This window comes from Stenotrophomonas sp. KH_036_B (assembly GCF_057839485.1).
The window spans coordinates 495,001-507,767 of record NZ_CM174491.1 but is presented as its reverse complement, the minus strand read 5'-3'; the positions used below and the strand labels follow the sequence as shown (position 1 = coordinate 507,767).

10 protein-coding genes are annotated in these 12,767 nt (G+C 66.9%); 7 read left to right on the top strand and 3 right to left on the bottom strand.

Features of this window, described 5'->3' with window-relative positions; all coding sequences use genetic code 11:
• Window positions 1-120: 120 nt before the first annotated feature.
• Both AC3ITN_RS02230 and AC3ITN_RS02225 read right to left on the bottom strand, forming a co-directional pair.
• The gene (locus AC3ITN_RS02230; RefSeq protein ID WP_489391926.1) at window positions 121-3,147 is read right to left on the bottom strand and encodes a TonB-dependent receptor; all 3,027 of its coding nucleotides are present in this window, start codon (window positions 3,145-3,147) and stop codon (window positions 121-123) included.
• 43 nt (window positions 3,148-3,190) lie between these two features.
• Window positions 3,191-4,693 (bottom strand): transglutaminase-like domain-containing protein, encoded by a 1,503-nt coding sequence (locus tag AC3ITN_RS02225; protein ID WP_489391925.1) that lies wholly within the window; start codon window positions 4,691-4,693, stop codon window positions 3,191-3,193.
• A gap of 131 nt (window positions 4,694-4,824) precedes the next feature.
• Here AC3ITN_RS02225 and AC3ITN_RS02220 point away from each other — a divergent pair, with 131 nt between their 5' ends.
• The 6 genes from AC3ITN_RS02220 (at window position 4,825) to AC3ITN_RS02195 (ending at window position 10,939) form a co-directional block, all read left to right on the top strand.
• Window positions 4,825-6,267 carry a C40 family peptidase gene (locus tag AC3ITN_RS02220; protein ID WP_489391924.1) on the top strand — a complete coding sequence of 481 codons (1,443 nt, stop codon included), beginning with the start codon at window positions 4,825-4,827 and terminating at the stop codon, window positions 6,265-6,267.
• Complete coding sequence (locus tag AC3ITN_RS02215; RefSeq protein WP_313347761.1) at window positions 6,267-7,373, top strand: dipeptide epimerase; 1,107 nt, start codon at window positions 6,267-6,269, stop codon at window positions 7,371-7,373. The genes AC3ITN_RS02220 and AC3ITN_RS02215 overlap by 1 nt, the downstream gene beginning before the upstream one ends.
• A 112-nt stretch (window positions 7,374-7,485) precedes the next feature.
• Window positions 7,486-8,334, top strand: a complete 849-nt coding sequence (locus tag AC3ITN_RS02210; RefSeq protein ID WP_489391923.1) for a MurR/RpiR family transcriptional regulator — start codon at window positions 7,486-7,488, stop codon at window positions 8,332-8,334.
• An 18-nt stretch (window positions 8,335-8,352) separates the two neighbouring features.
• On the top strand, window positions 8,353-9,159 hold the full coding sequence (locus AC3ITN_RS02205) for a L,D-transpeptidase family protein (RefSeq protein WP_489391922.1): 807 nt from the start codon (window positions 8,353-8,355) through the stop codon (window positions 9,157-9,159).
• Entirely contained in the window at window positions 9,156-10,445 is a 1,290-nt protein-coding gene (locus AC3ITN_RS02200) for an APC family permease (RefSeq protein ID WP_313347758.1), read from the top strand. Before AC3ITN_RS02205 ends, AC3ITN_RS02200 begins: the two co-directional genes overlap by 4 nt.
• 131 nt (window positions 10,446-10,576) lie before the next feature.
• Complete coding sequence (locus tag AC3ITN_RS02195; RefSeq protein ID WP_489391921.1) at window positions 10,577-10,939, top strand: hypothetical protein; 363 nt, start codon at window positions 10,577-10,579, stop codon at window positions 10,937-10,939.
• A 23-nt stretch (window positions 10,940-10,962) separates the two neighbouring features.
• On the opposite strand, the gene yiaA is transcribed toward AC3ITN_RS02195, so the two are convergent.
• Window positions 10,963-11,415, bottom strand: a complete 453-nt coding sequence (yiaA, locus tag AC3ITN_RS02190; protein ID WP_313347756.1) for an inner membrane protein YiaA — start codon at window positions 11,413-11,415, stop codon at window positions 10,963-10,965.
• Window positions 11,416-11,568: 153 nt separating this feature from the next.
• Here yiaA and AC3ITN_RS02185 point away from each other — a divergent pair, with 153 nt between their 5' ends.
• The gene (locus AC3ITN_RS02185; RefSeq protein ID WP_489391920.1) at window positions 11,569-12,726 is read left to right on the top strand and encodes a PQQ-dependent sugar dehydrogenase; all 1,158 of its coding nucleotides are present in this window, start codon (window positions 11,569-11,571) and stop codon (window positions 12,724-12,726) included.
• Window positions 12,727-12,767 lie beyond the last annotated feature (41 nt).

Here is a 12,767-nt window from a genome sequence, read left to right as displayed (position 1 = left end):
CGGTCGTAGCGGTTTGAAGTGCATGTGCGTCCAGAGCCGTGCCGACCCACGGTCAACACCTACCGCGGTAGGTCGGCCATTGACGCGGGGGACGACGCTGCCGTCCCCCGCGCTGTCCGATCAGAAGTTCCAGGTCACCATCAGCTGGGTGTAACGCGGGGCCTGCCAACGGGTGCCGGTATTGAAGGTGTTCTCGCGGTACTGGCCCGGCTGGGCTTCGTAACGCTGGTGGACGTTGATGACGGTCTGGTTGTTGAAGAGGTTGAACACCGACAGCCGTGCGCTCAGGTCGATACCTTCCACCGGCAGACGCCAGGTGACGTTGGCGCCCATGGTCCAGGTCCACGGCAGGCGGCCATACGCACCGCGCGGGCTGTACTCGAACTGGCGCTGGTCGTACGGGCCGGAGCAGTTGGCCACGCACAACCAGCCAGTGCCGCCGCCGCCACTTTCATTGGAGGTGCTGCCACCGGCCACGGTGTCGTTGGGCCACATCACGCCGAAGGCGGTGACCGGGCCGCCGGACTGCACCTGCAGGGTGGTGCCGAATGACCACTGTTCATTTAGAGCGTAAGCGGCGCGCAGCTTGAACTGGTGGCGGAAGTCGTTGAACAGCACGCCATAGCGTTCGTTGTTGGACGGATGGTCCCAATGCTGGACCATGCCGGTGTCGCCGTAGCCGGTGTCGGAGTTGACCGGGCCTTCGAAGTTGCCGTCGCTGCGCGACCACAGGTAGGAGGCGTTGAACAGCCACTTCTCGTCCCACGCGCGGTCGAGCTGGAACTCCAGCGCCTTGTAGGTGCGCTTGGGCTTGGAATAGCCCACCACTTCGCCGCTGCCGCCCTTGCGGTAGCCGCTGTTGGCCGTGTCGATGGTGATCCAGCCTTCGGTGGTGCAGCCGATGCTGGAGTCGCCCCAGATGGTCAGGCTTTCACCCGGGTTGGCGATCGGCCACAGGGTGGTACCGGTCGGGCCGCACGGGGTGTAGTTCAGGCGCAGGTCGTCCAGTGCGCGTTCCATGGTGCGGTAGGTGGCATTGACGCCCCACGACCAGGCCGGGTTGATCATGCTCTGGAAGCCCAGGATGTATTCGTCCTGATAGACCGCCTTGAGGTCGCGATCCACGCTCTGGCGCAGGTCGGCCGCGCCGGTGTTCATGCGGGTGTCGGTCGGGCCGATCTGCTGCCCGATGATCGGCGCCATGTACGGCGCGCCGGTGACCGGGTTGGCCTGCTGCTGCCACCCCTGCAGGACGTAGTAGGAGTATTCGTCGGTAAGGCCACCGGCGAAGTTGACGTTGATGTTGTTGGTTACCGGCAGGTAATAGCGGCCTGCGTTGCCGAACAGCTTGGTGGTGGAGTCGCCCTTCACGTCCCAGGAGAAGCCCACGCGCGGTGCGATGAGGTCGTCCATCTTGATGAAGGCATCGCCATCGGCGGTGCGGTTCTCGAAGCGGTCCCAGCGCACGCCCAGGTTGAGCATGAGGTTGTTGGTGATGTTCCAGATGTCTTCGAGGTAGAAGGCGTTGGCTTCGGTTTCAAAGGTGCCGCCGGATACGCGGTTGCGGCCGCGCAGCATCTCGGTGACGCCGGCCGGCACGTAGGCGTTGGCGCCGTCCCACACTTCATCGCCCGGGCGGGCCACGTAGGCGGTGTAGCTGAGCTGGGTCGGGCCCGGGTAGCGGGTGGACTGCTCGGTGGTCATCAACTCGCGATCCACGCCGAAGCGCAACAGGTGGCGGCCGAGCTGCCATTCGAAGTCCAGGCGGGCTGCGTCGCGGGTGTCGTCGCGCTCGGCCACGGCAGCGCCGGTCGGGTGGCAGCCCGGGCGCAGGCCGTTGAGCTGGTACAGACGCGAGGCGTAGCTGGCGTCGGTGAACACCGGGCTGCATGCTTCGTCCAGCGAGGACCGGGTGAACGCACGCTGGTTGTTCTGGCCGACCATGGCACGTGCGGTGAAGTTCTCACCGAAGTGGCCGGTATAGGTGGCCGAGTAATTGCGGCCGCCGCTTTCGGTCACCGAGTCGCCGCCCCATGCGCCGATCCGGCTGTCATCCCAGTCGTAGTTGTAGGAGGCGTTGGTGACGTCGCCTTCATCGGAGAACGCCAACAGCGCCAGGGTGTGGTTGTCGGTGATGTTCCAGTCGAGCTTGGCACCCCAGAAGCCGTTGTTGGCTTCGTTCTTGAACCACGTCAGCGCATCCGACGAGGTGTTGTGGCCATGGTCGTTGCGGTCTTCGTACATGGCGAACAGGAACAGCTTGTCCTGCACCAGTGCGCCCGAGCCCCAGACATTGGTCTTGAAGAACGAGTTGTCGTCGCGGCTGGCATACGAGTGCGGAGTGCCATCGCGGTGGAAATGGTCGCGGCCGCTGGAGCGCCACGCGCTGGGTTCGGCAGTGACTTCCACGCCGCCCTGCAGCTCATTGCTGCCCGAGCGGGTCACCGCGTTGATCACCCCGCCGGTGGAGCGGCCGAACTCCACCGAGTAACCGCCGGTCTTGACCTGGAATTCGCTGAAGAAAGCAAACGGTGCGCTGGAGAAGCCGCGCCGGGTGTACATGTCGGTGACGTTGAGGCCGTTGATGAACACCGCGTTCTCCGCCACCGACGAACCGGCGAACGACAGGCCGCCGAAGGTGGAGTTGCCGCCAACCACGCCCGGTGCCAGCAGCGCCACGGCGCTGAGGTCCTGCGCGACGGGAAGACGCTGCAGTTCCTGGCGGTTGACGTTGAACGAGGTTTCGGTGGTGGACACATCGACGCGGTTGACCACGCGCGTGCCGACCACCTGCAGCGCATCAAGATTGACCACCCCGCCGCCGCTGGCCAGGTTCACCGTCGTGGTGCCCCCGATCGCCACGCTGACCGCGACCGGTTCGCCGAGCTTCTGCCCGTCGCGGCTGAGCTGCAGCTGGTAGTCGCCCACCGGCAGCTGGCCCAGGCGGTAGCTGCCATCGGTGCTGGCCGTGACGGTACGGGTGAGGCCGGTGCTGGTGCTGACCACGGTGACCTGGTCACCCGCGCTGGCCCGACCGGCCACCGCACCACTCACTGCCTGCGCGTACACCACCGTGGGCAGCACGCTGCCAAAGCACGCACCCAATGCAACGCATAGCGCCGCCCGCTTCAAACTGTTCGCTTTCATTCCCTGCTCTCTCCTTCAAGGGTGAAAATGGTGATACCGCCGATTACCGCGTCGACTCCAGTGGCACCACGTGCGACTGGAAGTCGTAATTCCATTGATCGAAATACAGGTTGCCGCCGGACCATTCGACTTCGCCGCGCTGCGAATCGACGTTGTCCGCGCGTGCGAATGACGCCGCCGGGACCAGCGGCCGCTGGAAGTCGTCGTTGAAGGCGATGCGATACGCATCCAGCCCGCCAAAGTAGAAGTCGCGCAACGCGGGTTCAGGGCTGTCCAGGCGGCCGGTGGTGACATCCATCGGGACCCAGCCGTACGGGGCCAGGTACAGCGCGCCCCAGTCGTGCAGGTTGTTGTAGCCCACCGCGTCGTCCGAATAGACCATGCCCGATTGCCAGCGCGCGGGAATGCCGTTGAGCCGCAGCAGCGCGATCAGCAGCAGGGTCTGCTGCCCGCAGTCGGCATGGCCGGCATGCAGGGCGTAATCGCTGATGTTGGAGAGGGTGGAGTACTCGCGGGCGCCGGCCCAGGGAATCTGGTCGACGGCGTCGAACAGCTTGCTGGCAATGCGGTACGGGTTGGTCTCGCCACCGACCACACGCTGCGAGAACGCGCGCAGCGCCGGGGTGAATACCACGTGCGGCGCGCGCTCGGACAGGTAGGGCTGCAGCGCCGGATCGTTCGGGGTGGGCAGCACCTTGTCAGGATCGATGTTGAAATGACGGGCATACACCGTCACGGCATAGCGGATCTCGAAGCGGGTGGGCTGGCCCGCCACTGCGTTTTTCGCCATCTGGAGCGTGCGCTGGGGCGCTGTTTCGGGCGCGATGAAGCTGCCGTCGATGCCATCGATCCAGTTCGTGGCGCCGAGGAAGGTGATGTCTTCCTGCTGGCCCGGAATGGCGCGCGGGTACGGAATCCAGGCACGCAGCAGCGCGCCGTCCGGCACCGCGTCGGCCTTTACCGTGAGCGACTGGGTGACCTCCACCCGGCGCGGCACCACGCTGGTGGCGCCGCTGGCCTGGGCGGCGGCGATCACCTCGCGATGGTGCGGGGCGAGGTTCTCGTACGGGCCGTCCACCGGCAGCGGCACGCCCGGTGCACGCCGCGCGCGGGCCTCGCCGCTGAGCCGGAACAGGTTGGCCGGTGCGCGCTTGAAGTAGCGGCGCTGGCCGTCGATATCGAGGTGTTCCATGAGGCCGGCGGCCTCCCAGCGCACGAACTCGTCGTCGCGCAGGTCCGGAATCTGTTTGCGCAGCAGGGCCTTGGCGGCGGCGGCCTCCAAGCTGAAATCCAGCCGCATGCGGCGCATGCGCTCGCGCTGGAAGGCGTAGTCATCCCGCAGGTGCGGGCCCACCGACGGGTCCGCGAGCGCCTTGCCGATGTCGGCGTCGGCCGCCGCAAAGCGACCCTGGTCGATGGCGACGATTACCTCGGGCAGCGTCGCCATGGATTGCGCCCATACCGACGGCGCCGCCAGCAGCAGGCAAGCCGCCGTGCGCCATGCGATGTGGTGGAGCGAACGCGGTTTGCGTACAACAGGATCCACGGCGACACTTCCCAGGTGCAGGTGGTAATCGCTGTGTAACACGGGCCTGACAGGTGGTCAATAATTTATTCTTGCTTTCGCCATCGAAACGAATAAATATTCCTGACGCTTCCGAGGAGGATGACCGCTCCATGATCCAGGCTTCCCCCCGCCGCTCCGTGCGGCTTGCGTGGCCGGCCCGCGCCTTGCTGGCGGCGCTGGTGCTGCTGCCCGCCGGCGCGACCTGGGCCCAAGCGCCCTTTGCGCCGCCGCCCGCGTTCGGCGGGGTCATCGGGTTGCGCGAGGCCTATCTCGATCCGGCGTTCTGGGCAGACCGGTTGCCCGATGCCGATCGCGTGATCCTCGATGCCGCCGGCATTGCTGCGCAGAACGCGCGCATGCGCGCCGAGGACCACTCGATTCATGACCTGCGGGCGCTCCCGGCCCAGCTGACGCGCGAGCGGGTGCTGGCCGACATCCAGGCACTGTCGCGCTGGCCGGAGAAGCCGTTGTTCGGCGAAGACGAACAACCGATTGCAGGCACCGCGCGTACCGCCATCGAGGCGAACCTCGCCTTGGCGGCCATTCCCGCCCAGCGCCCGCTGCAGTACGGGCTGGTCACACACCGCGCGGCGCTGCGGGCGTTCCCGACCACGCTGCGGGTGTTCACCACGCAGGGCGACACCGATATCGACCGCTTCCAGGAGTCGGCGCTGTTCCCGGGCGACGCGGTGGCGGTGCTGCATGAGAGTGCCGACGGCCACTGGCTGTTCGTCACCAGCGAGCGCTACGCGGCGTGGATTGAGAAGCGCTTCGTCGGCATCGGCAGCGCCGAGGCCGTGTTCGGCTACGGCCAGCGTGGGCCCTACCGGGTGATCACCGGCGCCACCGCCTTCACCGCGTTTACGCCGGAAGAACCGCGCGTTTCCCGGCTGCAACTGGACATGGGCGTGCGCGTGCCGGTGCTGGCCGACTGGCCGCTCCACCAGACCGTGAACGGCCAGCAGGCGCACGCCGCGCACGTGGTGCAGCTGCCGGTGCGCAACGACGACGGCACGCTGGCGCTGGTGCCGGCGCTGCTGCCGCGTTCGCAGGACACCGCCAGCGATTACCTGCCGCTGACCCCGCGCAACCTGCTCACCCAGAGCTTCAAGTTCCTGGGCGAACGCTACGGCTGGGGCCATTCCTACGACACCCGCGATTGCAGCGGCTTCGTGTCCGAGATCTACCGCAGCTTCGGCGTGCTGATGCCGCGCAACACCAGCGCACAGGCCGTGAGCCCGGCACTGGACCGCATCGCCTTCCGCGAAAAAGACGGCAAGGCCACGCGCAACGCCGCCGTGCAGCAGCTGCAGGTGGGCGACCTAGTCTACATCCCCGGCCACGTCATGGTGACCATCGGGCAGCTCGACGGGCAGACGTGGATGATCCACGACACCGCCGGCGGCAGCTGGTTCGGCCACGACGGCCATCGGGTGCAGGCCCATCTCAACGGTGTTTCGGTGACTCCGCTGCAGCCGATGATGGCCAGCGACACCGTGAGCTACATCGACCGCATCACCAACATCCAGCGCATCCGGCCACAGACTCCTTGATGAAAATTACCGACATTGAACTTGGCATGCTGCGCGTGCCGCTGAAAACCCCGTTCAAGACCGCGCTGCGCACCGTGGACACCGTGGAAGACGTGGTGGTGCTGGTGCGCACCGATACCGGCCACACCGGCTACGGCGAGGCCCCCGCCACGGCGGTGATCACCGGCGACACGCACGGTTCGATCATCGAAGCCATCGACCGCTTCATCAAGCCGCGCCTGATCGGCCAGGACGTGGCCAACCTCAACCGCCTCTGCGCGCTGATCCAGTCGTCGATGGAGCGCAACACCAGCGCCAAGGCCGCGGTGGAGATCGCGGTGTACGACCTCTGGGCGCAGCTGCACAACGCGCCGCTGTACCAGATGCTGGGCGGCGGCGATCCGGTGATCACCACCGACATCACCATCAGCGTGGATTACATCGACAAGATGGTGGCCGATTCGCTGTCGGCGATCGACCGCGGCTTCGAGTCGTTGAAGATCAAGGTCGGCAAGGACATCGGGCTGGATATCGAGCGGGTCAAGGCGATCCACGCCGCCGTGCAGGGCCGTGCGCTGCTGCGGCTGGATGCCAACCAGGGCTGGACCGCCAAGCAGGCGGTGCACGCCATGCGCACGCTGGAAGAGGCCGGGGTGGTGCTGGAGCTGCTGGAGCAGCCGGTGAAGGCGGCCGACATCACCGGGCTGAAGTACGTCACCGACCGGGTCAATACGCCGGTGATGGCCGATGAAAGCGTGTTCAACCCGGGCCAGGTGTTCGACCTGATCCAGCAGCGCGCGGCGGACATCATCAACATCAAGCTGATGAAGACCGGCGGGCTCTCCAACGCGATCCGCATTGCCGACATCGCCGCCATCTATGGCGTGCCGTGCATGATCGGCTGCATGATCGAGTCAAGCATCAGCGTGGCCGCGGCGGTGCACCTGGCGGTGGCCAAGAGCGAGATCATCACCAAGGTGGACCTGGACGGCCCGTCGCTGGGGCAATTCAATCCGGTCACCGGCGGGGTACATTTCAACGAGTCGGAGATCACCATCAGCGACGCGCCGGGCTTGGGCATCACGGAAGTACGGGGTCTGGAGATGATTACACCCCCGCGCTGGTAACCTCACGCCGTAGAGCCACGCCCTGCGTGGCTGCATCGCGCGGTCCCGGTGTACGTCAGCCACGCAGGGCGTGGCTCTACACCTCCCACACACAGGAACCAACGCGTCCTCCATGCCGCCCCTGGTGAAAATCCGCTCCGAGCGTGACCACATGTCGGCAATCGAACGCCGCATCGCCGACTTCATCCTCGACAACGCCCACCTGCTGCGCGATTACTCGTCGCAGCAGCTGGCCAGCGCGTTGGGCATCAGCCAGTCCAGCGTGGTGAAGTTCAGCCAGAAGCTGGGCTTCAAGGGCTACCCGGATCTGAAGTACTCGATCGGCCAGGCCGTGGCGCGCGCCGGCAGCGACGCGGGTGCCGTGCCGCCGTCCGCCGAGACCGGCGACGACTACGCGCAGCTGGCCGAGCGCCTGCGCCTGAGCCGCAGCGCCGCCGACGAGGAGACCCGGCTGGCCAATGCACAGGCCGACGTGCAGACCATCGTGCGGCTGATCGACGGGGCGCCGAAGGTATTCGTCTACGGGCTGGGCGACGATGGGCTGTACGCGCGCGAGTTCGCGATGCGCCTGTCGCTGCTGGGCATGCTCACCGTGCACCACGCCGACCCGATCCTGATGATGGCCAACCTGTCGGCCGCACGCCCCGGCGATGTGATGCTGGTGTTCTCCGAATTCGGCAAGCTGCCGCAGCTGTTCCAGCTCTCGCGCCAGTTCCAGGACGTGGGTGGCAAGGTGGTCTCGATCACCCGGCACAGTGCCAACCCGCTGCGCGCGCACGCCGACGGCGCGTTGGTGGTCTGCGCGCACGATCCGGCGCCGCACGTGGCGCAACTGTTGTACCGTTCTGCTTTGCAGTCGCTGCTGGACTTCGTGTTCGTGCTGCTCTGCCACGCCAACCCGGACCGCCACCGCCAGCTCGGGGTGAACCTGGAACGGATCGAACACCTGATCGACACCTGATTCCCGGAGTACGCCACGATGCTGCCGCTGCTGCGTTCCGCCCTTGCCGTCGTGCTGGTTGCCAGCGCCCTGCCCGCCGCCGCGTTGGGTTCGCCGGTCGCACTGGTGCAGGACACCCGCCAGATGATCGTGGTCACCACCGATGGCTGGGATGCCACCCACGGCGCCCTCCAGGCGTACAGCTTTGACGATACGAAGGGCTGGCAGGCTGAAGGGCCGCCGTTCGAGGTGGCCGTGGGCCGCAGCGGCAGCGCCTGGGGGGTGGGCCTGCGACCGAACCCCACCGATGCGGGCGCGCAGCGGCCCGGCGAGCCGGTCAAACGGGAAGGCGACGGGCGCAGCCCCGCGGGCATGTTCTTCATCGGCACTGCGTTCGGGTATGCCGGCAAGGCCGATACCGCCCTTCCCTACCAGCCGATGCTCGCCAGCAGCTACTGCATGGACGTGCCGGATTCGAAGTATTACAACCGCATCGTCGACGCCGACGTGGTCGGTTCGGAGGCGGTGGAAGGGTCCACCGAACCGATGCGGCTGGACCTGCACAACAAGGGCGACGTGCGTTACCGCGAGGGCTTCGTGATCGAGCACAACCCGGGCGGCGAAGCGGGCAGGGGCAGCTGCATCTTCGCCCACCTGTGGCGCACCCCCGGTGAAGCCACCGCCGGGTGCACGGCGATGCAGCCCGAGCACATGCACGCCCTGCTGAAATGGCTGGACCCGGCGGCGAAGCCGGTGTTCGTGCTGCTGCCGCGCGCGCAGTACCAGCGGCTGCAGCACGACTGGGCATTGCCTTCCCTGCCCCCGCGAGCGGGGGCGGCCCGATGAGCAGCCCCGCCGAACCGCAGCTGGAACGCGCGGTCAGCCGCTGGCAGATCGTGGGGCTGTCGATCAACGATGTGATCGGCAGCGGCATCTACCTGCTGCCGGCAGCCACCGTGCTGCTGCTGGGCCCGTTCAGCCTGTGGGGCGTGGTAGCGGCGGGCATCGTGGTGGCGTTGCTGGTGCTGTGCTACGCGCAGGCCGCCAGCTATTTCGACGAGGCGGGCGGCAGCTACCTGTACGCACGCGAGGCATTCGGGCGGTTCGCCGGCTTCGAGATCGGCTGGATGATCTGGCTGACCCGGATCAGTTCGGCGGCGGCGCTGAGCAACGCGCTGGCCGACGCCGTGGCGCGGTTCTGGCCGTGGGCCGGACATGACGTGGGCCGGGTGGTGATCATCGTGGTGTCGCTGGGCTTCCTCACGGCGGTGAACGTGGCCGGCGTGCGCTCGGCGGCGCGCACCGGGATCGTGCTGGTGATCGGCAAGATGCTGCCGCTGCTGCTGTTCGTGGCGATCGGCGCGTTCTACGTGGACACGGACCTGGCCTTCTCCGGCACCCGCCCCGACCCGCACGACCTGCAGCGCATGGGCGAGGCGGCGTTGCTGCTGCTGTATGCCTATGCCGGCTTCGAGAACATTCCGGCCGCGGCCGGCGAGTACCGCAACCCGCGCCGTGACATCCCGTTCGCGCTGATCACGATGATCATCACGGTGACGGTGATCTATGGCGCGGTGCAGTTCATCGCGCAGGGCACGCTGCCTGGCCTGGCGGATTCGGCCACGCCGCTCGCCGACGCGGCGGCCGGTTTCGGCGGTGAGGCGCTGGCGCTGATCCTCACCGTGGGCGCCACGATCTCCATCCTGGGCACCAACAGCAACACGATGATGATGGGCCCACGCTTCCTGTTCGCGCTGGCCCGCGACGGCTACGGCCCGAAACTGCTGGCGCAGGTGCACCCGCGCTTCCGCACGCCGGCGGCGGCGATCATCACCCAAGGGCTGATCGCGCTGGCGCTGGCGCTGTCGGGGTCGTTCGTGCAGTTGGCCCTGCTGTCGATGACCACGCGCCTGTTCGCCTATATCGGCACCGCGGCGGCCGTAATCGTGCTGGCGCGGCGCTTCCGCGACCGACCTGGTGCGTTGAAACTGCCGGGCGGCCCGTTGATTCCGATCCTGGCGCTGGTGCTGTGCCTGGCCCTGTTTGCCAGTGCGAGCTGGCAGAACATTGCGGCCGCGTTGATCGCGTTCGCGGTGGGCGCGGTCATCTACCTGCTGCCACGCAAACAGTAGTGCCACGCCCTGCGTGGCAGCGCCATCCATGGCACCGCCCTGTGCCCGCGTTGATCCAACATTCACCCCACGCGCCCGTGGCGTTAACCGGCAGGCAGGTAGGTTGAAGCCTCACCCCACCGGAGCCAGACATGAGCCCTGATTACCAGATTCCCGGCCGGGTGCCGGAAGACGGCGTGCCGCGCGAAGCGGTCTCGGATTACTGGCGCGAGCGCTTCAGCGCAGAGCCTTACTACGACAGCAGCCAGCAGTTCGATGATTACGAACCGGCGTATTACCTCGGCTACAGCACCCGGCACACGCGTACCCGTGCCGATGAAGTGATTGAAGCCTACGAACAGGTGGAAGCAGAGCTGCAATCGCGCTGGGCGCGTGAGCAGGCCACCAGCAAACTCACCTGGGAACAGGCCCGCAATGCGGTGCGCCGTGGCTGGGATGAGTCCACCGCCCTGCACCAGGCGCACCTGGACAAGGGCGTACCGCGCGGCACCTGAGTACCGCACGGCTGCACGTGCACTCAGTCGCCGCTGGGCAGCGGCGGAACGCGCGAGGGCTTTTCAACCGTCACACCCTCACCCGCGGCCATCAGGTCGCGGGTGTTTTTCTGCACCGCCACCGCGCCGAACAGGCTGAGCGCGAACGCCATGCCGTAGAAGCCCTTTTCGCTCAGCACCAGCGTGGCGTTCCACAGGCCCACCAGCAGCAGCATCAGCGACGCCAGCAGCGCGAACCAGCACAGCGCGTAGTACAGGCCGCTGACCGGAATGTCTTCGACGCGGTCGCGCACGCTCTTCTGCAGGGACACCGCGGCAAACAGGCCGAACAACAGCAGGGTGAGGTAATAGCCCTTCTCGTTGAGCGCCATCTCGGCATTGAACAGACCGACCAGGTAAGCGGCGGCCCCCAGCAGCAACGCGGTCCAGGACGCGGCGATGAACGCCGGCGACGGTTTGTTTACCTGTGCTTTCATTGATCAAACTCCGTTTTGATGGCGGCAGCCGGGGCCTACGGTAGCCGATTCAGGAGCACCCGCCTACGGGGGATGACGTATGGTCCACGCTGCGTTGATGGCCATGGTGTACAACAACGGCTGGCCATTCGCGTCCCCTTCCGGAGATTTCCCATGACCCGCCGCCTGCTGCTCAGCATCGCCCTTGCCGCCACCCCGGCCCTGTTCACTACCGCCTGTGTCGCCGCCGACACGCCCGGGAAAGCCGCCGCGCCTGCCCTTGAGAAGGCCCAGTGGCCGTTCACGGCCACCGAATTCGCCCGCTTCGACCAACCCTGGGCGATGAGCTTCCTGCCCGATGGCAGCTTGCTGGTCAGCGAGAAGCAAGGCGCGCTGAAGCACTTCAACGTGCAGACCCGCAAGAGCGCCGATATCAAGGGCGTGCCGAAGGTTGCCTACGGCGGCCAGGGCGGCTTCGGCGATGTCCTGCCGCACCCGAAGTTCGCCAGCAACCAGCTGGTGTACCTGAGCTACGCCGAAGAAGGCGAGAACGACACGCGCGGCGCCGCCGTGGGTCGCGCCCGGTTGGTGCTGGCCGCCGATGGCAGCGGCACGCTGCAGGACTTCAAGGTGATCTGGCGCCAGACGCCGAAGGTGGAAGGCAAGGGCCACTACGGTCACCGCCTGGCCTTTGGCCCGGACGGCAAGCTGTGGATCACCTCGAGCGAACGCCAGAAGTTCGACCCGGCGCAGGACATGGCCACGAACCTGGGCAAGATCATCCGCCTCAACGACGACGGCAGCGTGCCGGCCGACAACCCCTTCGCCTCCCAGGGCGGCGTGGCGGCGCAGGTGTGGTCGCTGGGCCACCGCAACGCGCTGGGCATCGCCTTCGATGCGCGCGGCACGCTGTGGGTGCACGAGATGGGCCCGGCCGGTGGCGATGAGTTGAACCTGATCACGCGCGGCGCCAACTACGGCTACCCGATCGTGTCCAACGGCAACCACTATGACGGCCGCGATATTCCCGACCACAGCACGCGCCCGGAGTTCGCCGCGCCGAAGGTGACGTGGACGCCGGTGATTTCGCCGGCCGGCTTCATCATCTACAGCGGCAAGCTGTTCCCGCAGTGGACCGGCAGCGGCTTCATCGGTGGGCTGTCCTCCACGTCGCTGGTGCGCGTGGCCTTCGATGGCGACAACGCACGCGAAGCCGAGCGTTTCCTGATGGGCGAGCGTATCCGCGAAGTGGAACAGGGCCCGGATGGTGCGATCTGGCTGCTGGAAGACGGCAGCAACGGCAAGCTGTTGAAGCTCACGCCGAAGGGTTGAGAGCGAGTGCCGACCAACGGTCGACACCTGCCGGCGACACA

Bases quoted from the DNA above. Each gene is read 5' to 3' on its own strand.
- AC3ITN_RS02230 (WP_489391926.1), bottom strand. From the start codon at position 3,147: ATGAAAGCGAACAGTTTGAAGCGGGCGGCGCTATGCGTTGCATTGGGT.
- AC3ITN_RS02220 (WP_489391924.1), top strand. From the start codon at position 4,825: ATGATCCAGGCTTCCCCCCGCCGCTCCGTGCGGCTTGCGTGGCCGGCC.
- AC3ITN_RS02215 (WP_313347761.1), top strand. From the start codon at position 6,267: ATGAAAATTACCGACATTGAACTTGGCATGCTGCGCGTGCCGCTGAAA.
- AC3ITN_RS02210 (WP_489391923.1), top strand. From the start codon at position 7,486: ATGCCGCCCCTGGTGAAAATCCGCTCCGAGCGTGACCACATGTCGGCA.
- AC3ITN_RS02205 (WP_489391922.1), top strand. From the start codon at position 8,353: ATGCTGCCGCTGCTGCGTTCCGCCCTTGCCGTCGTGCTGGTTGCCAGC.
- AC3ITN_RS02200 (WP_313347758.1), top strand. From the start codon at position 9,156: ATGAGCAGCCCCGCCGAACCGCAGCTGGAACGCGCGGTCAGCCGCTGG.
- AC3ITN_RS02195 (WP_489391921.1), top strand. From the start codon at position 10,577: ATGAGCCCTGATTACCAGATTCCCGGCCGGGTGCCGGAAGACGGCGTG.
- yiaA (WP_313347756.1), bottom strand. From the start codon at position 11,415: ATGAAAGCACAGGTAAACAAACCGTCGCCGGCGTTCATCGCCGCGTCC.
- AC3ITN_RS02185 (WP_489391920.1), top strand. From the start codon at position 11,569: ATGACCCGCCGCCTGCTGCTCAGCATCGCCCTTGCCGCCACCCCGGCC.